Genomic DNA, 22,236 nt, shown 5'->3' on the forward strand with positions numbered 1-22,236 from the left:
CGGATGAACGTAGTCGTTGTAGGCCTGATAAGCGTAGCGCCATCAGGCAACCCGGAGCAGGTTGCCGGATGGCAGCGTGAACGCCTTATCCGGCCTACATTCTCTTTCGCTGTAGGCCGGATAAGCAAAGCGCCATCCGGCAATCCGTTATTGGGCGGTCTTATCAAATTTGCCCAGCACGTCGCGCTCGTAGGCCAGCGCTTTTTTGCGGTCAAACTTGTGTTCCCACTTGGCGATCACCAGCACCGCCAGCGCATTCCCCACCACATTTAGCGCAGTACGCGCCATGTCGAGGATACGGTCGACACCGGCGATAAACGCCAGCCCTTCCAGCGGAATGCCCACGCTGCCCAGCGTCGCCAGTAACACCACGAAGGAAACGCCAGGCACGCCGGCAATCCCTTTCGACGTCACCATCAGCGTCAGCACCAGTACAATTTCCTGCCACAGCGACAGGTCGATACCGTATAGCTGCGCGATAAAAATGGCGGCGATGCTCTGGTATAACGTGGAGCCGTCGAGGTTAAATGAGTAACCGGTCGGTACCACGAAACTGGTGATAGAGGCTGGCGCGCCGTAAGCTTCCATCTTCTCGATAATGCGCGGCAGTACGCTCTCGGAGCTGGCGGTCGAGTACGCCAGAATCAATTCATCTTTCAGAATGCGAATCAGAATCCAGATACTTAACCCGCACAGGCGCGCCACGATGCCCAGCACTACAAGCGCAAAGAAGATAATGGCAAAGTGTACCAGCAGCACCAGTTTCGCCAGCGGCCACAGCGACGCGAAACCAAAATTCGCCACCGTGACGGCGATCAGCGCAAAAACGCCCACTGGCGCATAGCGCATCACCATATGGGTGACTTTAAACATGGTTTCAGAGATGGAACGAAATACCGTCACCAGCGGTTCGCGGTGCGTTGCCGGCAGGGACGACAACCCCAGCCCAAACAGGACCGAGAAAAAGATAATTGGCAGCATATCCCCTTTGGCCATCGATGCGATGATATTGGTCGGCACCAGCGACAGTATCGTCCCCATCAGCCCATGCGCATGACTTTGTACTTCCGCCGTGGTGTTCTGGTATTTCGAAATATCGACGGTCGCCAGTTGCGACATATCAATGCCTGAGCCTGGCTGAAAGACATTCGCCAGCGTAATGCCGAGGATAATCGCCACCGTGGTGATCAGTTCAAAATAGAGAATGGTTTTGGCGCCGATACGGCCTAGCTGTTTCGCATCGCCAACGCCGGCGATGCCGACAATCAGAGTCGAGATCACGATCGGCACGACGATCATTTTAATCAGGTGGATAAAGATATCGCCAGCAGGCGACAGCAGGTTGGCAATCAGCCATTCACGACTGTCACTGTGATAATGCAGATAGCTGCCCAACAGAATGCCCAGCACCATAGCCAGCAAAATTTGCCAGGCCAGGCTGACTTTCAAATTTTTCATAACAACAGACTTCCTCGATGAAGCGTTGCTCTCCGCCGAAAGCATGAGAGCAATACATACTGAAAGGGTATGATTTGTGTTGCGTTGGTTTGTAGAGTTTTTTAACGCGCATAATCAGTATCATTTGCATAGCGTCTTGCGCAACCCTTTCATAACAGGGCTTTTGGCTGTTTTTATGCATAATAACGCGAGTTTATGGCGTTAATGATGAATAACTATTTGTTATGGAAAGTTTTTTACTTCGTCAAAAACGAATAATACACTGAGGTAATTAATTTTTACTTGTGTCTCATTCGCCGTTTTTTTAAACAGCACACATGACAAAAGTCACAAAAAAGAAAAAATTATTTCTGCCGATTTTGTAACAATTTAGCCAAATTAATGGCCTCTACCAGCTGCGCGCGGTTCACTCGCGGCGAGTTAGCGTCCAGTAAGGTTTGCCACAGCGACACGGCTTGCGCATAATCCGCCTGCATAAACGCATCCGCCGCCAGCAGCATCTGCGCGGTCACTTCTGTCGCATCCAGCGCTAACGCTTTATTAATCATTTCACGCGTCGCAGGCGTCATATGTTGTCCGGCCTGGTAATACAGCACCGTTGCCAGCGCGGCGAAAAGCTGCGCGTTATCGCCTCGCAGACGCAACGCCTGACGATATGCCAGCAGCGCATTGTCATACGCATTGCGATAGAGATAATACTCGCCCAGCCGCGCCCATTGCTCGCTATCCTGCGGATTGGCGCGAATTTTTTCTTGCAGCCTGGAAAGCTGCGCCTCTGGCGTTTGCGGGTTCGTAAAGTCACGTAGCGGATCGGCCAGACGCTGTTGCTCGCTACGCACAGCCTGCCATTTCGGCGTCAACAGATAGCCGCCGACACAGGCAGCCACCATCAACACCGCCGCAGCCGCCAGACGCTTTACGGGCATGGGACGTAACGGCGCAGTGGAGTGTTCAGACTGGCTCATTGTTCCCCCTTTTCTGCGTGCTGACGCTTTCTCACCCGCCAGGCCACCACACCCACCAGCAATAACAGCAGGTACGGCAGCGTCCACAACAGCAGCGTTTGCTCATTCAACGGCGGGTTGTAGCGTACGAAATCACCATAACGGTCGGTCATCCAGGCGGTGATTTCCGCTTCGCTTTTACCTTCGGCCACCATGCTGTAAACCTGATGGCGCATACTGACCGCCACGGGCGCATTGGATTCCAGCAAATTCTGGTTCTGACACTGCGGACAGCGCAGTTGACCGGCAATAGACAGCGCTTTTTCCTGCTGTTGCGGATTGTCAAAGCGCCAGGTATCCACCACCTGGGCGTGGGTGGCGAAGGTGATTAAAAACAGGACGATCGTTAAGAGTAAAAACTTTCTGCCGGATGGCGCTACGCTTATCCGGCCTACGGTTTGCGCATCCTGTAGGCCGGATAAGGCGTTTACGCCGCCATCCGGCAACGCTGTGAGTAATTTACGCATCACGCTTCCTCCCCCGCCATCCGCTCAGCAGCGCGCCAAACACCATCAACAATCCCCCTCCCCAGATCCAGCGCACGCCAGTCTGCACGCATAAGCGCATGGCGTAACGGTCCGCTCCGGTTTTTTCGCCCATCACTGCGTACCAGTCATGTAGCAGGTTCCAGTGAATCCCCGGCTCCATCATCTGTTGACGACGCGCGGCATAGAAGCGCCTTTCAGGCTGCAGGCTGCCAATGCGTTTTTCATTCCGCCACAACGTGATCAGCGCTTTTTCACTGGTGTAGTTGCCTTTGGCTTCCAGATCCAGACGCTCGAAACGAAAGGTATAGCCCGCCAGTACCACCTGCTGACCGGGGCTGAGGTTAAGACTGATTTCATGCCGACTGCCGCTGGAAACCATGATCCCGGCGGCGAAGATAAATACGCCCGTATGCGCCAGCAACGCCGGAAGCTGACAACGCACAGAGACTTTGCGGCTTCTGATTGTCGCCAGCACGATAACTACCAGCATCAGCAGGCCAAACGGCAGCGTGACGCGATTAAAATAGGGCGCGCCCACCGAAAGCCTTCCCCAGCCCATCAAACCATAAATCATGGGGTAGAGCGTCCCGACCAGCACGATCAACAAGACGGCGCTAAAGAGTAGCAGCGTCGTCAGAATGAGCGTTTCGCACTTTCCGCCGCCCAAACGCGTCGCCGGATACGGCTCCCGCGCCCGCCAGCCGTACAGAACAAGCGATGCCAGACTTAACGCGGCAAAAAGGGTAAACAGCGGCACCGCGCGCACGTTATCCAGCGCAAAGGCATGTACCGAAACAAGAATGCCGGAACGCACAATCAGCGTTCCCAGCAACGAGAGGATCAGCGTCAGTATCGCCAGCAGCAACGACCAGTGACGGAAGCTCCCGCGCTGGCGGCTGACATACAGACTGTGCAGCAAGGCGCTGGCGGCAAGCCACGGCAACAACGAGGCATTTTCCACCGGGTCCCAGAACCACCAGCCGCCCCAGCCCAGTTCGCAATACGCCCACCACGATCCGAGAATGATCCCCAGCGTCAGAGCGCACCAGCCGGGTAACGCCCAGCGCCAGCACACCCAGGCGGTTGCCGCGTTAAAGCCGCCGCACAGTAACGAAGCCAGCGCTACGCTCGCCGCGATCATCAGGCCACCATAACCCAGATAGAGCAGAGGCGGATGTAAGATCAGCCCCAGATGTTGCAGCATGGGATTAAGGTCGCGCCCTTCCATGGCGGGAGGGAAAATACGCAGGAACGGATCGGACCACAGCACAATAAATAGCAGCAGCGAAGCCATAATGAGGGACAAGATGCTCAGGGTCAGCGGAAAAAGCGCGTCAGATTCATGCCGGGAGCGCCAGGCGAATAGCGCCGTCCACCCCGAAAGAAGCAGCGCCCACAGCAGGAGCGAGCCTTCATGACCGCCCCATACCGCCGCCAGTTTCAGTCCCCATGACAATTGACTATGGCTATGCTGCGCAACATAAACGACCGAAAAATCGCTGGTCAGAAAACAGCTAACCAGAATCGCAAACGCCAGTAGCAGCAGCGTGAACGCCATCCACGCGCCGCAGGTCGTCAGGCGCATGACGCCACGCCAATGCTGACCCATCCCGCACCACGTCGCCAGCGGGGTCAACACGTTGACCCCGAGACTCAACAACAGCGCCAGAAATCCGGCTTCAGGAAGGAAGATGTCCAGATTATGCAACCGTTAGCTGTCCCGCATAAAGAATGAAAAAGCGCAGCAGCAGCACGCCGGTCAAACTGGCGCCGCAAACGGCCAGCACGCCGTGAAACGTGACGCTACGGTTAACCCAGGGTTTCAGCAGCAGCGGGATAATCAATCCCAGCCCTACGACGCCAAGCCAGAACCACCAGCTCCAGAATCCGCCGCCCAGCGCCGCCGCCAGCGCGCGCATTTTGCCGTCATCGCCCAGCGCCAGCCCGATAAAAAAGGCCGCCAGCAGGAAGATCTCCAGCCATACCACTGGGGTTTCCATGCGATGTACAAAGCGCGCCTCGGTGCTGTGCGGGTTGCTACGATGGCGTAACGCCATAGCGATCAGCGCCACCGCCGCGCCGGAGGAGATGCCGGAGAACAGGAATAGCACCGGCAGGATCGGGTTATTCAGGAACGGATAGGATTTCAGCGCCGACAGCAGAAAGCCGGTGTACGCTCCGAGCAGAACCGCCAGTACCAGCATTAACGTCTCCAGCGCGCGATGAAACGGCGTTATTAGCGCCAACACTTTCTGCACGATCCCTAACCGCGGCAGCCAACGCTGTTGCAGGGCAATCACCTCTTTTTCAAAGATTTTCGCCAGCCACAGCACCAGCACTACCATGTACAACTGGAACAGCATCACCCCCATCGACATCACCGAGGTAAAGCTGTAGTGGAACATCAGCTTCCAGAAGGTCCACGGGCGCGTCAGGTGAAAGACCAGAATCAGCAGACCAAGAATAATCGCCCCCGGCCCTAACACCAGCGTAGTGCGCAGCAGCGTGCTGTCCGAACCGCCCGCCTCCGGATGGAAGCGACGCAGCAGAATCGCCAACGTGACCAGTCCGGCGGAGATGCCAATCAGAAACAGATAGATGGCGATGGGCCAGTCCCACACCAGTGATGCAAAATGGAATGCAGAAGCGGGTGTCATTGGCTCACCTCCCCATAGTTAAAGGGAACGCGGTAGACCTTCGGTTTTGTGCCCAGCGCCAGCTTGTAACGATAGGTGGTTTTCTGCCACAACAAACGGGAGATATCGCTGTTGGGATCGTCCAGATTACCAAACGTCAGCGCCTTCGTCGGACATGACTCAACGCAGGCGGGCTGTTTGCCCGCTTTCAGGTTGGTTTTCCGGCAGAAATCGCATTTATCCGCCGTTTTGCTCACCGGATGGATAAAGCGCACGCGGTAGGGACACGCGGCAATGCAGTACTGGCAGCCGACGCAAAGGTCCGGATTCACGTCGACAATACCGCTGGCGGCATCGCGGAATGATGCCCCCGTCGGGCAGACGTCAACGCAGGGGGCATGGTCGCAATGCTGGCACGAGTGGCGGAAAAAGCGATATTTCACCTCCGGAAACGTCCCCTGCGGCTCGCTGCGAATAATCGTCAGGCGCGATACGCCCTCCGGCACGGTGTTGACTTCCCGACAGGCATCCATGCAGGCCGTGCAGCCGATGCATAATGACTCATCGTGTACCATGCCATAACGCACGCCATTAATATTCAACGTGTTCGCTACAACGCGTCCTGCCATCCCACTGACCGCCGCCAGCGCGCCGACGCGGGTAATAAATTGACGTCGGGTGCAACTCATGGCTGCTCCTTAAGCAACGGAACGGACGCCGGATTAAAGTGCGGGTTAGTACGCTGATCGCTGTGGCAATCCACGCATATTTTGATCCGCCCTTTCTCGCTTAGCGTCTGCATCGTGTCTTGCTGCGGATGCAGGGAATGGCAACTGGCGCAGGTCACTTTAGTAACATGAACATCGTGCGGCCAGAACGCTTTTTGCAGTTGTTCAGGCAAGTGGCAGGACATACAGACGCTGTTCTGTTGCTCTACCGTATACATCGGGTCGTTAAAACGCATCACATCTTTCACCCCTTCACGGTGGTGAAGCGACGGTTGACCGTGGCAGTTGGTACAGGTTATCGGCAATTTATTGTTCGGGTTGATAGCGCCCGTATGTTTACCGTGCATACCTTCGGTGTCCGGCTTGTGACAGTCCAGACAGGCAGCATCCGGATTACGCTGCTGGGTGACCGTCCAGCGTTGATCCGACTCCTGCGGCGTTGGCGTGGCAGTGATTCCACTCAGGCTCCAGAACAGGCCTGACGCCAGCACCCCAGCAGTTAATAACGAACGTAATACGCTCATATTCACTCCATTGCATAATGCCTGATGGCGCGCAGCTTTAAGGCCTACAAGACTTCTGTAGGCCGGATAAAGCGCTTGCGCTGTCATCCGGCAAATTTGTCACATGTGAGGTTATTGGCTTAACAGACCGTTTTTACGCGCCTGATCTTCCCACTGCGGTACGACCGTTTTCAGGAAGTCCTGCTTCTCCGCGTTGATTTGTTGCATATTCAAACCAATCGCTTTCTGCGCCTTCTCTTTCGTCGAAATATCCGGCAGCGGAATTTCATGGGTAATGCCTTTGGTCGCCAGCAGTCGCGCCAGTTTAGTACGGGCATCCGCGGCTTTATCCATCGCACTGCCTAACATCCGTAGACCTTCTTCCGGGGCATGCATATGAATACCGTGTGACGCAATCGCCAGATCCCAACGCCACTGCGCGTGGCGAATATCGTTCAGAATCGGTTTCATTTCCGCGTCTGTCGCCCCTGCATCCCATGCGGCTTTCGCTTCGAAGTGCGCATGTACCAGCTGATCTTCAACCTTGATTTTCAGGTCATGAATCGCCTGTTTACGCTCGGCGACCACTTTTTGCAGGGACGCTTTATCCTGGGTGTGGCAGTTGGCGCAGGTTTGCGCGAAATTGTCGAACGGGTTGCCGATTTTATGGTCGGTGTAGAGCTTGCCTTCGGCGTTCTGTACTTTCGGCATGTGGCAGTCGATACAGGTCACGTTGTTCTTACCATGAATGCCCGCGCTCCAGGTTTCATATTCCGGGTGCTGCGCTTTGAGCATTGGGGTTTTCGACAGCGAGTTAGTCCAGTCAGAGAAGGCGATGGCGTCGTAGTATTGCTCCATATTTTCGACCTTCATGCCCTCATCCCACGGGAACTTAACGGCTTTGTTTTTACCGTCAAAGTAGTACTCCACGTGGCACTGGCCGCAGACCATCGATTGCTGATCAAATCGTCCCGCTTTATCAAACGGTTTGCCGATAGCCTCCATCGCCCGTTCGGCATAGGGGCGCGACAACGTTAATGCTGGCTTCCCCTGGGCGAAATCGTCCGACGCGGTGTTATGACAGTCGGCACAGCCCAAATCGTTGACAATTTCCGGGCCGCCTCGCGCCCATTTGCCATGGAAGTAGCCGTCTTCGCCTTCTTGTTGGATAAGACGCGCGACATCGGGGCTTTTACAACTCCAGCAGGCCATCGGCAGCGGGCCGTCTTCCGCCGTTTTTGGCGCGCCGGTACGCAGTGTTTCGCGCACGTCGGTTACCGCATACGCGTGGCCGCGTGGTTTGTTGTAATCACGGGAGAAGGGATAGCCCGCCCACAGGATCACCAGACGAGGGTCTTCCGCCAGCGCATCTTCACGGGCAGACTGTTCTGACGTCGCTTTCCATGACTGATATTGGTCGGGGTGTTGAGGCGCGAACGTTTCATTTTTCGCTTCAACAGTAACGGTTTTTGCGGATTCAGGCGTTTGCTCAGCGTAAACAGAGGTAATGAAGAAAAAAGGAAATATAAGGCTGAAGAAACGACGTGCGCGTAGTGTTTTCCTTGCCATAGAGGTCTCATCCAGATTGCGCCATTATCTTTAATGGCGATTTTTTATCGTTTTCCATAACAGCAACCGCACAAATACTGTTATTACATTGATCTCCTCTATGTGTAACAAATAACCACACTTAAAATGTTGTCTTTAATCAATTGTAAGTGTATGTAAAATACCACTTTAGAGTTAGTAACCTGGACAAAACTCCCTCTCTTTTCTGATTTCCGGACACGGATCACTTTTTTAAAAAATTTCATATAACGTCATGTTATCCCGAAAATTTATCTAATTTTGCGGGACACAATCAAAAAATAGATTGCTGCTTATTTGCACAGTTCCCTTTTTGCGTGATCTGTCGCCCAAATACTAAACAAAACTTATTAAGACCCTACATTTAACGTTTATGCGACATATTATTAACATCCTACAAGGAGAACAACAGCATGAGCCAAACACATAAACACGCCATTCCCGCCAACATTGCGGATCGTTGCCTGATAAATCCAGAGCAGTATGAGACTAAATATAAACAGTCTATTAACGACCCCGATACGTTTTGGGGCGAACAGGGAAAAATTCTCGATTGGATCACGCCGTACCAAAAAGTGAAAAACACCTCCTTTGCGCCAGGCAATGTGTCGATTAAATGGTACGAGGACGGCACGCTGAATCTGGCAGCGAACTGTCTTGACCGCCATTTGCAGGAAAATGGCGATCGCACCGCCATTATCTGGGAAGGCGATGACGCGTCGCAGAGTAAACATATCTCTTATCGCGAACTGCATCGCGATGTCTGCCGTTTCGCGAATACACTGCTGGATCTGGGCATTAAAAAAGGCGATGTGGTAGCGATTTATATGCCGATGGTGCCGGAAGCGGCGGTGGCAATGTTGGCCTGCGCCCGCATCGGTGCGGTGCATTCGGTGATCTTCGGGGGCTTCTCGCCGGAAGCCGTCGCCGGACGCATTATCGACTCCAGCTCGCGGCTGGTGATCACCGCTGACGAAGGTGTACGTGCCGGACGCAGTATCCCGCTGAAAAAGAATGTCGATGACGCGCTGAAAAACCCGAATGTCACTAGCGTTGAGCATGTGATCGTCCTGAAGCGCACCGGCAGCGACATTGACTGGCAAGAAGACCGCGACCTGTGGTGGCGCGATTTGATTGAAAAAGCCAGCCCTGAGCACCAGCCTGAAGCGATGAATGCCGAAGATCCGCTGTTTATCCTTTATACCTCCGGCTCCACCGGCAAGCCGAAAGGCGTGCTGCACACCACCGGCGGCTATCTGGTCTACGCCGCGACCACCTTTAAGTATGTCTTTGATTATCACCCTGGCGATATTTACTGGTGTACCGCCGATGTGGGTTGGGTGACGGGGCACAGCTATCTGTTGTATGGCCCGCTGGCCTGCGGCGCGACCACCTTAATGTTTGAAGGCGTGCCGAATTGGCCAACGCCCGCTCGCATGTGCCAGGTGGTCGACAAACACCAGGTCAACATTCTCTATACCGCCCCGACGGCCATCCGCGCGCTGATGGCGGAAGGCGATAAAGCCATTGAAGGCACCGACCGTTCTTCACTACGCATTCTGGGTTCCGTCGGCGAGCCGATCAATCCCGAAGCGTGGGAATGGTACTGGAAGAAGATCGGCAAGGAAAAATGTCCGGTCGTCGACACCTGGTGGCAGACTGAAACAGGCGGTTTTATGATCACGCCGCTACCAGGCGCTATCGAACTGAAAGCCGGTTCCGCCACCCGTCCTTTCTTTGGCGTACAGCCTGCGCTGGTGGATAACGAAGGCCATCCGCAAGAAGGCGCGACGGAAGGCAATCTGGTCATCACCGATTCCTGGCCGGGCCAGGCGCGCACTCTGTTCGGCGATCATGAACGTTTTGAGCAGACCTATTTCTCTACCTTTAAGAATATGTATTTCAGCGGCGACGGCGCGCGTCGCGATGAAGACGGCTATTACTGGATCACCGGTCGCGTGGATGACGTGTTAAACGTCTCCGGCCACCGTCTGGGTACGGCGGAAATCGAATCGGCGCTGGTGGCGCATCCGAAGATCGCCGAAGCGGCGGTGGTGGGTATTCCACACGCTATCAAAGGCCAGGCGATTTACGCTTATGTGACGCTCAACCACGGCGAGGAGCCGTCGCCAGAACTGTACGCGGAGGTGCGCAACTGGGTACGTAAAGAGATTGGCCCACTGGCGACGCCGGACGTGCTGCACTGGACCGACTCACTGCCAAAAACCCGTTCCGGCAAAATTATGCGCCGCATTTTGCGCAAAATCGCGGCGGGCGATACCAGCAATCTGGGCGATACCTCGACTCTCGCCGATCCTGGCGTGGTGGAGAAACTGCTCGAAGAGAAGCAGGCCATCGCGATGCCGTCATAACCATAAATGCCGGATGGCAACGCGAAAGCGTTTTATCCGGCCTACGACCCTACCCCTGCCCTCTCTCAAACCGGGAGAGGGAAATATAAAAAACCCTCCCCCAAAGGATTTCGTGTTACAGGAAGGCGGCAAGCGAGCACACCCTCAGCAGCATAGTTCACTATGTGGCTGGGGCGCGCGAGTGCGGCCAACGCGCCTGTAGCGCGAAAGACGCAGGGGGACCTCTGGAGAGCTCTGTGATGAATGACCAAATTTATCAGCGGATAGAAGACAGTGCGCGTTTCAGGGAATTAGTTGAAAAACGGCAACGGTTTGCCACGATTCTGTCGGTTATCATGCTGGCGGTTTATATCAGCTTTATTTTACTGATCGCCTTCGCGCCTGGCTGGCTGGGCACGCCTCTACATGCGGGAACCAGCGTCACCCGAGGAATTCCCATTGGCGTCGGGGTGATTGTGATTTCTTTTGTGTTGACCGGAATTTATATCTGGCGGGCGAATGGCGAATTCGATCGTCTTAATAACGCCGTACTGCATGAGGTGAATGCATTATGAAGAGAGTTCTGACGGCGCTCGCCGCCGCTCTCCCCTTCGCCGCTCATGCGGCGGATGCCATTAGCGGCGCGGTTGAACGCCAGCCCACCAACTGGCAAGCGATTATCATGTTTTTGATTTTCGTCGTGTTTACGCTCGGTATTACCTACTGGGCCTCTAAACGCGTACGTTCCCGTAGCGACTACTACACCGCTGGCGGCAATATCACCGGGTTCCAGAACGGCCTGGCGATTGCCGGCGACTATATGTCCGCCGCGTCATTTCTCGGCATTTCCGCGCTGGTGTTTACCTCCGGTTATGACGGGCTGATCTATTCGCTGGGCTTCCTTGTCGGCTGGCCAATCATCCTGTTTTTGATTGCCGAGCGCCTGCGTAATCTGGGACGTTATACTTTTGCTGACGTTGCCTCTTATCGCCTGAAACAGGGGCCAATCCGTATTCTTTCGGCCTGTGGCTCCCTGGTAGTGGTGGCGCTTTATCTCATCGCCCAAATGGTCGGCGCCGGTAAACTGATTGAACTGCTGTTCGGCCTCAACTATCACATCGCCGTGGTGCTGGTCGGCGTGCTGATGATGATGTACGTGCTGTTCGGCGGGATGCTGGCGACAACATGGGTGCAAATTATCAAAGCCGTCCTGTTGCTGTTTGGCGCCAGTTTTATGGCCTTTATGGTGATGAAACACGTCGGCTTTAGCTTCAATAATCTGTTTACCGAAGCCATGGCGGTACACCCGAAAGGTTCAGCCATTATGAGTCCGGGCGGGCTGGTGAAAGATCCGATCTCCGCGTTGTCGTTGGGTCTGGGACTGATGTTCGGCACCGCCGGATTGCCGCATATTCTGATGCGTTTCTTTACGGTCAGCGATGCCCGCGAAGCGCGCAAGAGCGTGTTCTACGCCACCGGTTTTATGGGCTATTTCTACATTCTGACCTTTATTATCGGCTTCGGCGCTATCATGCTGGTGGGGGCGAATCCCGCCTATAAAGATGCCGCGGGCGCGCTGATTGGCGGCAATAACATGGCGGCGGTACATCTGGCCAACGCGGTAGGGGGCAACCTGTTCCTCGGCTTTATCTCCGCCGTGGCCTTCGCCACTATCCTGGCGGTGGTCGCCGGTCTGACGCTGGCGGGCGCATCGGCGGTGTCGCATGACTTGTACGCCAACGTGTTCCGCAAAGGCGCAACCGAACGTGAAGAGCTGAAGGTGTCGAAAATCACCGTCCTGGTGCTGGGCGTGATCGCCATTATCCTCGGCGTCCTGTTTGAAAATCAGAACATCGCCTTTATGGTGGGCCTGGCGTTTGCTATCGCCGCGAGCTGCAACTTCCCCATCATTCTGCTTTCCATGTACTGGTCAAAACTGACCACGCGCGGCGCTATGCTGGGCGGCTGGTTAGGTTTACTGACAGCGGTGGTGCTGATGATTCTTGGCCCTACCATTTGGGTGCAGATCCTCGGCCACGAAAAAGCGATCTTCCCGTATGAGTATCCGGCGCTGTTCTCTATCAGCGTGGCGTTCCTGGGGATCTGGTTTTTCTCGGCCACCGATAACTCGGCAGAAGGCAACCGTGAACGTGAGCAGTTCCGCGCTCAGTTTATCCGCTCCCAAACGGGATTCGGCGTACAACAAGGGCGTGCGCATTAATCTTACCGTTTCCTCCGGCCCCGTGGGTCGGAGGAAAATCAGAACATCACCCTCGCCACCAGCGGGGCTGCCAGCACCATCACCACGCCGGACAGCATCATGACCAGACTGGCGACGACGCCCTCCTGCTGACCAAGTTCATAGGAACGCGCCGTGCCCGCCCCATGTGACGCCGCGCCGAATCCTGCCCCTTTTGCCATGCCTTCCCGGATAGAGAGACGCAAAAATAGCGCGTCGCCGACCGCCATGCCAAACACGCCAGTGACGACCACGAACAGCGCCACCAGATCCGGCTGCCCGCCCAGGGGTTCTGCCGCCGCCAGCGCAAACGGCGTAGTAACGGAACGTACCGCCAGACTACGCTGAATCTCATCCGATAACGTGAACAGACGCGCCAGCCAAACGGAACTGGTGACCGCCACCACCGTCGCCGTCACTACGCCCGCGGTGAGCGACATCCAGTGACGTTTGATAATCGCGAGGTTATCGTACACCGGCACCGCAAAGGCAATGGTCGCCGGGCCGAGCAGCCACAATAGCCAGTGCGATTCACCAATATAGTTTTGCCAGGAGATATGACCGAACACCAGCATTAACACCAGCAGTGCTGGCGTCAACACTAATGGCATCAACGGCAGTTTGCGAAAACGGCGATACAGACGCTTATTGGCGAAGTAAATCCCCAGCGTAATCACCAGACACAGTACGCTTAACTGAACGTTATTCACGATTTAGCCTGCTCATCTCATAGCGATACACTTTATCCACCACCCACGCCGTCGCGCCGAGTACCATTAAGGTACTGATCGCTATCACCGAGAAAATGCGCCAGCCGTCCACCAGTAACAGATGGGCATAGTTCACTACCGCCACGACGGCGGGAACAAAGAATAACAGCATCTCCGCCAGCAGCCAGCGTGCGCCTGCGCGTACCCAGCTAAGCGGAATAATCCGGCAAACGATCAGCGCCAACATAAGCACCATGCCGACCAGATTCGCGGGCAACGGCAGGTGCAGCCAGGAGACAAGATATTGGGAAAAAATGAATAAACCTGCATAGAGCAGTACCTGAACCGGTACCTGGAGTCGTTGCACAACGGCAGGCGTAACGCGGCTTATCGCCACAGCCATGAGGGAATGTCCTGAAAAATAATACGGAGCGCCAGTATAGAGAACCTCCGTCACGGGCAGAAATGAATTAAAATCATTGCAGGCATAGTCGGAAGGAATAATCATGGATATCAGAACGCTGCGTTATTTTGTCGAGGTGGTGCGCCAGCAAAGTTTCACCCGCGCAGCGGAGAAGTTATTTGTCACCCAGCCCACCATTAGCAAGATGCTGAAAAATCTTGAAGATGAGCTTAACTGTACGCTACTGATCCGCGACGGACGTAAGTTATTGCTGACCGATACCGGACGCGTGGTGTTTGAACGCGGTCTGGCGATCCTCGCTGAGTTTCGCCAGTTAGAGGCCGAGTTGAGCGATATTAACCATCTCAATAAGGGCGTGCTGCGGCTGGGTATTCCCCCGATGGTCGGCATGTTGATGGCCGGGCCAATCAGTTTGTTTCGACAACGCTACCCTGGCGTTGAACTCAAAATTTCGGAGTTTGGCGGCCTGACGGTACAGCAGGCGGTAATGAATGGCGAGCTGGATGTTGCGATGACCGCGCTCCCGGTGGAAGAAGCGAGCGGGCTGACGACATTATCGCTGTTCAGTCATCCGCTGTGCGTGCTGGTTCCCCGTTCAGGTCAGTGGACAACCTGCGACTCCATCGCGCCTGAAGCTCTGGCGGAGCATCCTCTTCTTATCTATAACGAAGACTTTGCCCTGAGCCGCCAGTTGATGACCTTATTTAGCCAGCATGACGTAAAACCACGGATTGCCGTGCGCAGCGGGCAATGGGATTTTCTCGCCGCCATGGTGCAAGCGGGCGTCGGCATCGCCATTTTGCCGGAGCCAATTTGTCAGCGTCTGGATAAGGCCACGCTGCGCTGGCTACCGCTGGAAAGCGATCTCCGCTGGCAGTTGGGCATGATTTGGCGAGAGGGCGTGTATCTGTCGCACAGCGCCCGGGCATGGTTAACCTGTTGCGAAGGGTTTTGGCTGAAACAACCGTAAACCATGGGTTAAAACCCTTGCCGGATGGCGGCGCAAGCACCTTATCCGGACTACTTGTAGGCCCGGTAAGCATGGCGCCACCGGGCCACAAGGACTACTGATTTTCTATCAGTAGCGCTTCCATCAAATCCAGGTCGTGCAGCAGCTTTTGCAATGTTTCATTGCTGATTTCTCGCGTGGCGCGCAGATGATACAACTCGGCGCGCTCGGAACGCAGCGCCGCCAGACGGAAACGTCGCTCCAGGTTTTCTTCCTGTATGGAGCTTTCGACATCGTTTCGCCCATCGGCACGGCGACGCAAGTTACCAATGACACGCGAGCTTACTTCAGTAAGCAACTGATTATCGATGTTTTCTTCGGTATCCGCCGCCAGACGCTCTTCCATTTTCTGAATGGCAACAATCGCCACTTCCGCCGTCGCCGCGCGGGCGATACGCTCCTCTTTCAACTGTTGCGCATGATCGGCGACTTCCAGATGTTGCAACAGCAGCGGCAGCATGATCACGCCGACAAATAACGAGAACAGAATGACGCCAGCCGCCAGGAATACCAGTTCATAACGCGCCGGAAATCCGCTACCATCCGGCAAAAGTAACGGTATAGAGAGCACACCAGCCAGGGTGATCGCCCCACGAACGCCAGCGAAGGAGGCAATCAGAATTTCACGCGACGTCCAGCTGGCGAACTCCATCGGTTTCTTCTTCAAAAAGCGCAGGCTGAACTTTTTCATGGTCCACAGCCAGCCGAAGCGAACCAGCATCAATGCCGCATAAATCAGCACGATATCGGTAAAGAGCATCCAGGTTTCGACATTCGGGTCAGCTTCCGCCGCCGCCAGCGAAGATTCCAGAATACCCGGCAATTGCAGTCCCAACAGCAGAAAGACCATACCGTTAAAGACAAATTCCAGCATCGCCCAGGTACTGTTCGCGCGCAAACGCATTGCCAGCGGCGCGCGGCGCATTACGCCAGAACGGGTGATGGTCATCCCGGCGGCAACCGCGGCCAGGATGCCTGAGACGCCAATATGCTCGGCAATCAGGTAAGACGCGAAGGGCAGCAGAAACAGCAGGACAATTTGCGTCGCGGGTTCATCGCCGCCCCAGCGGCTCAAAAAACGCAGCGAGCGGCCATACAGCCAACTGACCACAAAACCCGCCAGAATACCGCCGATAGCGACCTTAAAAAATTCCAGCGTCGCGCCGCCGACGGTAAAGACCATCGTCCCCATCGCCACCGCGACGGCGAATTTCAGCGATACCAGACCGGAGGCGTCGTTCATTAACGCCTCTCCCTGCAGAATGCCCATGATTTTTTTCGGGATGCGCCCCTCGCCCACAATTCCGGAGAGCGCTACCGCATCGGTCGGCGACAGCACGGCGGCCAGCGCAAAGGCGGGGATCAGCGGAATGCCGGGCACCAGCCAATAAATCAGGAAGCCGATTCCCACGACCGTTACCAGGACCAGCGCCAGCGCCAGCCCGAAAATCTCTCGTCCATGCTCAAGAAATTCACGGGTCGGCGTCTTCCAGCCATCCGCAAACAGCAGCGGCGGAATAAACAGCACCAGGAAGAGTTCCGGGTCGAATTCCACATGCAAACCAAACGTCGGCCACGCCAACAGCGCGCCAATGGCGATCTGCATAAGGGGTAAAGGAAGCTGGAAGGGTAATACACGCGTAAATACCCCCGACAGCGAGACCACAAGGGTCATGATGAGTATTGTGAAGAAAATTTCCATGCGTTCCCTGTTTGCGATGTTTTTTATGATGGAGAAAGGCATCATGCCTCGGTTTCACCTTCTTCAGATTAACGCAAAAGGTAACGTGATGTGTCCTGAAAATGAAAACGGGCGACCAACGCCGCCCGTTTTTCAGAATGAAGGCAGAACTAGATAGCCCAGCCGCCGGCATAAAAAGCGACCAGCGCGACCGCAATGACGACAGTTCCGATATTCAGCTTACGCCATTCGCCGGAAACCAGACGCCCGACGACCAGCGTGGCAAAGCCGATCATAATCCCGGTGACAATGTTACAGGTCAGTACAATAAATACAGCCGTTACCAGCCCCGCCATCGCATCGACGAAATCAGCAAAATCGATTTTCGCCACGTTACTCAGCATCAGCAGACCGACATACATGAGCGCCGGGGCGGTTGCGTAGACGGGAACGAGATAAGAGAGCGGCGAAAGAAACAGGATCAGCAAAAACAGCACGCCCACGGTAATCGCCGTCAGGCCCGTTTTACCACCCGCCGCCGTACCAGCCGCAGACTCGATATACACCGCCGCAGGCGCCGCCCCGACCAGGCCGGAGAAAACGCTACTCAGGGAGTCGGTGGTTAGCGCTTTGCCGCCATCGATAATTTGTCCATCTTTGTCCAGCAGATTAGCCTGCCCTGCGACCGCACGGATCGTGCCGGTCGCATCAAACACCGCCGTCATCACCAGCGCCAGTACGCTTGGCAGAACGACAGGGTTTAACGCGCCCATAATATCCAGGCTGCCGATCAGCGAGTTGCCGTTTTCATCGCTCAACGAAGGCATGGCGAAAATGCCGGAAAAATGGACGTTAGGATCGAAGAGCAAACCCACAATAGAAATGCCAATAATGGTCAACAGAATGCCGCCGGGGACTTTCAGCTTTTCCAGACCGAGAATAACAGCCAGCCCTACAAGCGACATAATCACCGGGAAGGTGTCGAAATCGCCCAGCGCGACCGGCAGGCCATCCAGCGGGTTTTTAATGACCAGGCCGACGCCGTTGGCGGCAATCAGCAACAAAAACAGGCCAATACCGATACCGGTTCCGTGGGCAACGCCCTGTGGCAAGTTACGCAAAATCCAGCTACGAATGCCGGTGGCGGAGATAACGGTAAACAGTACGCCCATCAGGAATACGGCGCCAAGCGCGACCGGGACGCTAATATGCTGCCCCAGGACCAGGCTAAACGCGGTAAACGCCGTCAACGAGATAGCGCAACCGATAGCCAGCGGCAGATTCGCCCAAAGCCCCATAACGATAGAGCCGACGCCGGCGACCAGGCAGGTCGCTACAAAGACGGCGGCAGGCGGGAACCCGGCTTTACCCAGCATCCCTGGCACCACGATGACGGAGTAAACCATCGCAAGAAACGTGGTTAAGCCAGCAACGACTTCCTGGCGAACGGTGCTCCCGCGTTGTGAAATTTTAAACCAGGCGTCGAGTGAACCGCCGGTACGCGCTGAAGGCGTAGACATAGAAAACATCCCCTGAGAATTTATTATTCGTCGGTATACGCGGGAGGTAATCCACTAACAGCGCAACGTTATCTCCTTGTGCTACATTTACGACAACCGGGGCGCCGCAAAAAAGCAAACGTTTAGCTCCACGTATACAAAACGGGTGGCAAAAAAAAAGCAAACGATTATCCAGCGATCATCAACGCTTTTTCAACTGAACTTTGCCGCTTTTTATGCTTTTCTGCTTAGTATGCTCAATAAATCGCCAGACGATGCGCAAACGTTATCGTCCCTGCGCAATCCAGCAACAATTTTTCGCATCGCTGTTAGCAAATACGTTGCGCAATCTGCTCACAAAAACGCCATTATCCGCCGGGAATGGTAAACGGACCGCCCTGCTGAATCGCTCGCTGCCAGGCTGGACGCATTTCTACCCGCGCTTTCCATGCGTTGATATGGTCGAGATGAGCGATCCCGCCTCGGGCAAGCAGCGCAAATAGCGGGAAGCTCATCTGGATATCCGCCATACTTAACTGCTCTCCGGCAAACCAGGGGTGATTTGCCAGATGCCCGTCAATAAAGCGCGCATGGGTTTCCAGTTGCGGATTGAGGTACGCTTTTTGCGCGCCCTTACCGATAACGCCGCCCAACGTTCGCAGGCCCAATGGTACCGGCGGTTTACCCAGAGAGGTAAAGAGCAGTCTCATCAATAGTAAGGGCATGAGCGAACCTTCAGCGTAATGTAGCCAGAATCGATAGTGTTGTTTCCCCTGCGCATCCGCAGGTTTAAAGCGTCCGATACTGTCGTAAGTGTCCTGCAAATATTCCAGGATGGCGCCCGATTCCGCAATAACCATACCGTGATCTTCAATAACCGGAGACTTGCCCAGCGGATGCACTTTTTTCAATGCCGGCGGCGCCAGCATGGTCTTTTCACGCTGGTAACGCACAATCTGGTAAGGCAACGCCAGCTCTTCCAGCGCCCAGAGGATGCGCTGCGAACGAGACTGATTTAAATGGTGCACCGTCAGCATGGCTGTCTCCTGTAAGGTATGCCAACTAACTATAGAAAATTATGGCAGTTGCCGTAAAAATTTCGGCTAAAAAATCAGCATTTCGCTGGCGAACAGGGCGTCGTCGCTTACACTTACAGTATCAACACAAACCGGAACCTCCACCACGTGCTCGATATGAGGGGTGTTGACGTCGGGGGAAACCCTCCTGTAATCAGCGGGATAGAGCGAAAGACAAAGACCGGAAACAAACTAAAGCGCCCTTAGCGGCGCTTTAGTTTTAGGTGAACTCAGCCCGATGGCCGAGTGCATGTTAATCATCTTCAAGCAGCCGGGCACCCGTCCCGTGTTCGCCAAGCCTGTCGCCTGGATTTCGCAGCGGACAGTCGCTACGCGATAAACAGCCGCAGCCGATACAACCGTCCAGCTCATCGCGCAACGCCACCAGCGTATGAATACGTCGGTCTAACTCTTCGCGCCACTGCGAGGAGAGCTGCTTCCACTCTTTCGCGCTTAACGTATGCCCTTCCGGCAAGATACCAAACGCGTCGCCGATAGTTGCCAGCGGGATGCCGATACGCTGGGCGATCTTGATAATCGCGACATAACGCAACACGTCACGCTTGTATCGCCGTTGGTTACCGCTATTACGGATACTGGTAATTAGCCCTTTGCTTTCATAGAAGTGCAGGGCGGACACAGCAACACCGCTACGTTTCGCAACTTCCCCCGGCGTCAGTAAGGCTTTTAAACGGGGAGATTTTTTTTCCATAAATCGCTTTACCTCAAGTTAACTTGAGGAATTATACTCGCCCGCAGACAAAACGACGAATCGAATACTGTTTAAGAGGCAACAATATGTCGCATCAGCAGATAATTCAGACCCTTATCGAATGGATTGATGAACATATCGACCAACCGCTAAACATTGATGTGGTGGCAAAAAAATCGGGCTACTCCAAGTGGTATTTGCAGCGGATGTTTCGTACGGTAACGCATCAAACATTAGGCGAGTATATTCGCCAGCGCCGTCTCCTGTTGGCGGCCGTTGAGCTACGAACGACCGAGCGCCCGATTTTTGATATCGCGATGGACCTGGGCTATGTATCGCAGCAAACCTTCTCGCGTGTATTCCGCCGCGAGTTCGATCGCACTCCCAGCGATTACCGTCACCGCCTGTAGGGCGTCTGCCCGCGTATCGTCAGAGGCGCGGGCGTTTGTTGTAGCCAGGAGATGAATTCCTGCGGTGGTAACGCCTTCGCAAAGTGCCATCCCTGACAATACTGAACGCCGCGTTTTAGCAACCAGCTAACCTGTTCAGCCGTTTCAACCCCCTCCGCAATGATTTTTAGCCGCAAACTTTGCGCCATTTCAATAATATGTTCCACAATCAAATGGCTGGCGCTATTAGTGGTTAGCGTGTCGACAAAAGATTTATCAATTTTTAAAAGGTCGACATTTAATGAGTACAGGTTATGCAAGTTCGAATAGCCGGTACCAAAGTCATCAATTGCCACCTCGTATCCCGCCTGGCGAAACGCCTGAATAATCGGCGTCATTTTAGGCACATCAATAAATCCGCGCTCAGTCACTTCAACCTTTATCTGTTGCGCAAGCACTGAATGCTGACGCGTTTTTTCATGAATCATCACAATTAGTCGGGAAGAGAGAAAATCGGCGGCAGAGAGATTGATAGAGACATAAAGATGCGGGTGCGCGGCCAGAAAACCACCTAAATCATTAAATACCTCTTCGACGACATAATCGGTGATCTGCTCAATCATCCCCTCTTTTTCCGCCAGCGGAATAAATTCGCACGGGCTCATCACCGGACCGTGATAGCCCGGCCAACGCAATAGCGCTTCGGCACCTACACATGTCCCGTTTCGGATATCAATGATCGGCTGATAATGAAGGCAAAGCTGGTGCCTGGTAATGGCCCGTTGCAGCAATCGACGCGGTGAGTAATATGCCTGCCGGGATCGTGACCACATAAATAAGACGATAATGCTACAGATGATCCCTAACGGTAGCGTTAACGTAAGCTGATGAAAGAGGTTCTGGTAAAAGCGTTGCTTTGAGGTTGACACAATCGCGGCAACCGGTCGTTTTGCTGATTTAACCAGAGTATAAAAACGCTCACCCTGTTGGAACACAGGTTCACTCCGTCGTACCAAAGGTAATAGCTGATCAGCCTGCGCCTGTTCACTCAGGGAGAAAAAGGTGTTGGTCACCGTATCATACATTCCCCAGGCCAACGCCGGATCGTCTGACATCACCTCGCTATAAGATAAGGGATTGATAACCGCGACATAGTTTCCCCGCTGCATATATGTCATTTTATAACCGTTGAAAAAAGGCGTATCACGATAGTAATAAATAGCGATGTCAGGCTTTCGTTTATAGTCAGCGCGGGGAATAAAATAAGGACTTGTTGGCGTCATAACCGTAGAGCATAGAAAACGCTGGCCCTTAGCATAAATCAACTCATTAATGTACAAACGACCGCGGATAATATTCAGCATTCGCTGTTGATGGGCTGGCGTACAGGCTTGCCCCTGATATTGTTCAGCGGCATCGCGGGCTAAATCTGCTTGCAGGATAACCCGCTCCGTTTTATCTAATACCAACTGCGCAAATGAATGTAACTGATTTCTGGTTTCAGAGACTGCCCGGATATGAGCAAACCAGATCGCCAGCAATACAGGAAGTAACACCACAATGATCGTTCCGAGAAATCTCAACACCTTGCGTCGTGTGCTTTGACTCATTTTCAGCCTATTTCCCTGCATTATTTGTGACTATTGTTGGCAAAATAAGACGTGAACCAAACGGAGGTTTACGGTGCATGAATTTATCAATATTAGCAACAGACTTTTACCGATCAACATTTACCATTAATA

18 protein-coding genes and 1 pseudogene are annotated in these 22,236 nt (G+C 54.3%); 5 read left to right on the forward strand and 14 right to left on the reverse strand.

Annotated features, from left to right (window positions below):
* Positions 1–147: 147 nt before the first annotated feature.
* From gltP to nrfA, 7 genes and pseudogenes are all read right to left on the reverse strand, one after another.
* Entirely contained in the window at positions 148–1,458 is a 1,311-nt protein-coding gene (gltP, locus tag NAZ64_RS17965; protein ID WP_000793278.1) for a glutamate/aspartate:proton symporter GltP, read from the reverse strand.
* 344 nt (positions 1,459–1,802) lie between these two features.
* Entirely contained in the window at positions 1,803–2,423 is a 621-nt protein-coding gene (gene nrfG / locus NAZ64_RS17970) for a heme lyase NrfEFG subunit NrfG (RefSeq protein WP_000083232.1), read from the reverse strand.
* Positions 2,420–4,658: pseudogene (gene nrfF / locus NAZ64_RS17975) on the reverse strand (heme lyase NrfEFG subunit NrfF). The gene nrfG and the pseudogene nrfF overlap by 4 nt, the downstream one beginning before the upstream one ends.
* Complete coding sequence (nrfD, locus tag NAZ64_RS17980; RefSeq protein WP_220569480.1) at positions 4,651–5,607, reverse strand: cytochrome c nitrite reductase subunit NrfD; 957 nt, start codon at positions 5,605–5,607, stop codon at positions 4,651–4,653. Before nrfD ends, nrfF begins: the two are co-directional and overlap by 8 nt.
* Entirely contained in the window at positions 5,604–6,275 is a 672-nt protein-coding gene (gene nrfC / locus NAZ64_RS17985; protein WP_001527214.1) for a cytochrome c nitrite reductase Fe-S protein, read from the reverse strand. The genes nrfD and nrfC overlap by 4 nt, the downstream gene beginning before the upstream one ends.
* Positions 6,272–6,838, reverse strand: coding sequence for a cytochrome c nitrite reductase pentaheme subunit (gene nrfB, locus NAZ64_RS17990; protein WP_000115065.1), 567 nt, complete (start codon positions 6,836–6,838; stop codon positions 6,272–6,274). The genes nrfC and nrfB overlap by 4 nt, the downstream gene beginning before the upstream one ends.
* A gap of 111 nt (positions 6,839–6,949) precedes the next feature.
* Positions 6,950–8,386 (reverse strand): ammonia-forming nitrite reductase cytochrome c552 subunit, encoded by a 1,437-nt coding sequence (gene nrfA, locus NAZ64_RS17995; RefSeq protein ID WP_000101775.1) that lies wholly within the window; start codon positions 8,384–8,386, stop codon positions 6,950–6,952.
* 431 nt (positions 8,387–8,817) lie between these two features.
* Here nrfA and acs point away from each other — a divergent pair, with 431 nt between their 5' ends.
* The 3 genes from acs (at position 8,818) to actP (ending at position 12,976) form a co-directional block, all read left to right on the forward strand.
* Positions 8,818–10,776: an acetate--CoA ligase gene (gene acs / locus NAZ64_RS18000; RefSeq protein ID WP_000083874.1), complete on the forward strand. Its 1,959-nt coding sequence runs from the start codon at positions 8,818–8,820 to the stop codon at positions 10,774–10,776.
* Positions 10,777–11,015: 239 nt separating this feature from the next.
* Positions 11,016–11,330, forward strand: coding sequence for a DUF485 domain-containing protein (locus NAZ64_RS18005; RefSeq protein ID WP_220569925.1), 315 nt, complete (start codon positions 11,016–11,018; stop codon positions 11,328–11,330).
* Positions 11,327–12,976, forward strand: a complete 1,650-nt coding sequence (gene actP / locus NAZ64_RS18010; RefSeq protein ID WP_000832526.1) for a cation/acetate symporter ActP — start codon at positions 11,327–11,329, stop codon at positions 12,974–12,976. Before NAZ64_RS18005 ends, actP begins: the two co-directional genes overlap by 4 nt.
* A 38-nt stretch (positions 12,977–13,014) precedes the next feature.
* Here the strand turns inward: actP and NAZ64_RS18015 are convergent, their stop codons facing one another.
* Together NAZ64_RS18015 and NAZ64_RS18020 are read right to left on the reverse strand one after the other, a co-directional pair.
* Positions 13,015–13,704: an LrgB family protein gene (locus NAZ64_RS18015; RefSeq protein ID WP_001067096.1), complete on the reverse strand. Its 690-nt coding sequence runs from the start codon at positions 13,702–13,704 to the stop codon at positions 13,015–13,017.
* A complete protein-coding gene (locus NAZ64_RS18020) occupies positions 13,697–14,107 on the reverse strand; it encodes a CidA/LrgA family protein (RefSeq protein ID WP_000257347.1) in 411 nt (136 codons plus the stop codon). Before NAZ64_RS18020 ends, NAZ64_RS18015 begins: the two co-directional genes overlap by 8 nt.
* A gap of 103 nt (positions 14,108–14,210) precedes the next feature.
* Here NAZ64_RS18020 and NAZ64_RS18025 point away from each other — a divergent pair, with 103 nt between their 5' ends.
* Positions 14,211–15,098 carry a LysR family transcriptional regulator gene (locus NAZ64_RS18025; RefSeq protein WP_000354962.1) on the forward strand — a complete coding sequence of 296 codons (888 nt, stop codon included), beginning with the start codon at positions 14,211–14,213 and terminating at the stop codon, positions 15,096–15,098.
* Positions 15,099–15,192: 94 nt separating this feature from the next.
* On the opposite strand, the gene NAZ64_RS18030 is transcribed toward NAZ64_RS18025, so the two are convergent.
* From NAZ64_RS18030 to soxR, 4 genes are all read right to left on the reverse strand, one after another.
* Positions 15,193–16,839, reverse strand: a complete 1,647-nt coding sequence (locus NAZ64_RS18030) for a Na+/H+ antiporter (protein ID WP_000402189.1) — start codon at positions 16,837–16,839, stop codon at positions 15,193–15,195.
* A 149-nt stretch (positions 16,840–16,988) separates the two neighbouring features.
* Complete coding sequence (ghxP, locus tag NAZ64_RS18035; RefSeq protein ID WP_000106907.1) at positions 16,989–18,338, reverse strand: guanine/hypoxanthine transporter GhxP; 1,350 nt, start codon at positions 18,336–18,338, stop codon at positions 16,989–16,991.
* Positions 18,339–18,685: 347 nt separating this feature from the next.
* Positions 18,686–19,354: a glutathione S-transferase family protein gene (locus NAZ64_RS18040; RefSeq protein ID WP_000958575.1), complete on the reverse strand. Its 669-nt coding sequence runs from the start codon at positions 19,352–19,354 to the stop codon at positions 18,686–18,688.
* A gap of 292 nt (positions 19,355–19,646) precedes the next feature.
* The gene (soxR, locus tag NAZ64_RS18045) at positions 19,647–20,105 is read right to left on the reverse strand and encodes a redox-sensitive transcriptional activator SoxR (RefSeq protein ID WP_000412686.1); all 459 of its coding nucleotides are present in this window, start codon (positions 20,103–20,105) and stop codon (positions 19,647–19,649) included.
* 86 nt (positions 20,106–20,191) lie between these two features.
* Here soxR and soxS point away from each other — a divergent pair, with 86 nt between their 5' ends.
* On the forward strand, positions 20,192–20,515 hold the full coding sequence (soxS, locus tag NAZ64_RS18050) for a superoxide response transcriptional regulator SoxS (protein WP_000019483.1): 324 nt from the start codon (positions 20,192–20,194) through the stop codon (positions 20,513–20,515).
* Here the strand turns inward: soxS and NAZ64_RS18055 are convergent.
* Complete coding sequence (locus NAZ64_RS18055) at positions 20,503–22,104, reverse strand: EAL domain-containing protein (protein WP_000083652.1); 1,602 nt, start codon at positions 22,102–22,104, stop codon at positions 20,503–20,505. The genes soxS and NAZ64_RS18055 overlap by 13 nt on opposite strands.
* Between the last annotated feature and the right edge of the window lie 132 nt (positions 22,105–22,236).

The organism is Salmonella sp. A1325 (assembly GCF_056991255.1).

Excerpts from the sequence above, each read along its gene's own strand:
- nrfC (WP_001527214.1), bottom strand. The coding sequence starts at position 6,275 with ATGAGTTGCACCCGACGTCAATTTATTACCCGCGTCGGCGCGCTGGCG.
- soxR (WP_000412686.1), bottom strand. The coding sequence starts at position 20,105 with ATGGAAAAAAAATCTCCCCGTTTAAAAGCCTTACTGACGCCGGGGGAA.
- NAZ64_RS18040 (WP_000958575.1), bottom strand. The coding sequence starts at position 19,354 with ATGCTGACGGTGCACCATTTAAATCAGTCTCGTTCGCAGCGCATCCTC.
- nrfG (WP_000083232.1), bottom strand. The coding sequence starts at position 2,423 with ATGAGCCAGTCTGAACACTCCACTGCGCCGTTACGTCCCATGCCCGTA.
- gltP (WP_000793278.1), bottom strand. The coding sequence starts at position 1,458 with ATGAAAAATTTGAAAGTCAGCCTGGCCTGGCAAATTTTGCTGGCTATG.
- acs (WP_000083874.1), top strand. The coding sequence starts at position 8,818 with ATGAGCCAAACACATAAACACGCCATTCCCGCCAACATTGCGGATCGT.
- NAZ64_RS18025 (WP_000354962.1), top strand. The coding sequence starts at position 14,211 with ATGGATATCAGAACGCTGCGTTATTTTGTCGAGGTGGTGCGCCAGCAA.
- ghxP (WP_000106907.1), bottom strand. The coding sequence starts at position 18,338 with ATGTCTACGCCTTCAGCGCGTACCGGCGGTTCACTCGACGCCTGGTTT.
- nrfA (WP_000101775.1), bottom strand. The coding sequence starts at position 8,386 with ATGGCAAGGAAAACACTACGCGCACGTCGTTTCTTCAGCCTTATATTT.
- soxS (WP_000019483.1), top strand. The coding sequence starts at position 20,192 with ATGTCGCATCAGCAGATAATTCAGACCCTTATCGAATGGATTGATGAA.
- actP (WP_000832526.1), top strand. The coding sequence starts at position 11,327 with ATGAAGAGAGTTCTGACGGCGCTCGCCGCCGCTCTCCCCTTCGCCGCT.
- NAZ64_RS18030 (WP_000402189.1), bottom strand. The coding sequence starts at position 16,839 with ATGGAAATTTTCTTCACAATACTCATCATGACCCTTGTGGTCTCGCTG.
- nrfD (WP_220569480.1), bottom strand. The coding sequence starts at position 5,607 with ATGACACCCGCTTCTGCATTCCATTTTGCATCACTGGTGTGGGACTGG.
- NAZ64_RS18005 (WP_220569925.1), top strand. The coding sequence starts at position 11,016 with ATGAATGACCAAATTTATCAGCGGATAGAAGACAGTGCGCGTTTCAGG.
- nrfB (WP_000115065.1), bottom strand. The coding sequence starts at position 6,838 with ATGAGCGTATTACGTTCGTTATTAACTGCTGGGGTGCTGGCGTCAGGC.
- NAZ64_RS18055 (WP_000083652.1), bottom strand. The coding sequence starts at position 22,104 with ATGAGTCAAAGCACACGACGCAAGGTGTTGAGATTTCTCGGAACGATC.
- NAZ64_RS18020 (WP_000257347.1), bottom strand. The coding sequence starts at position 14,107 with ATGGCTGTGGCGATAAGCCGCGTTACGCCTGCCGTTGTGCAACGACTC.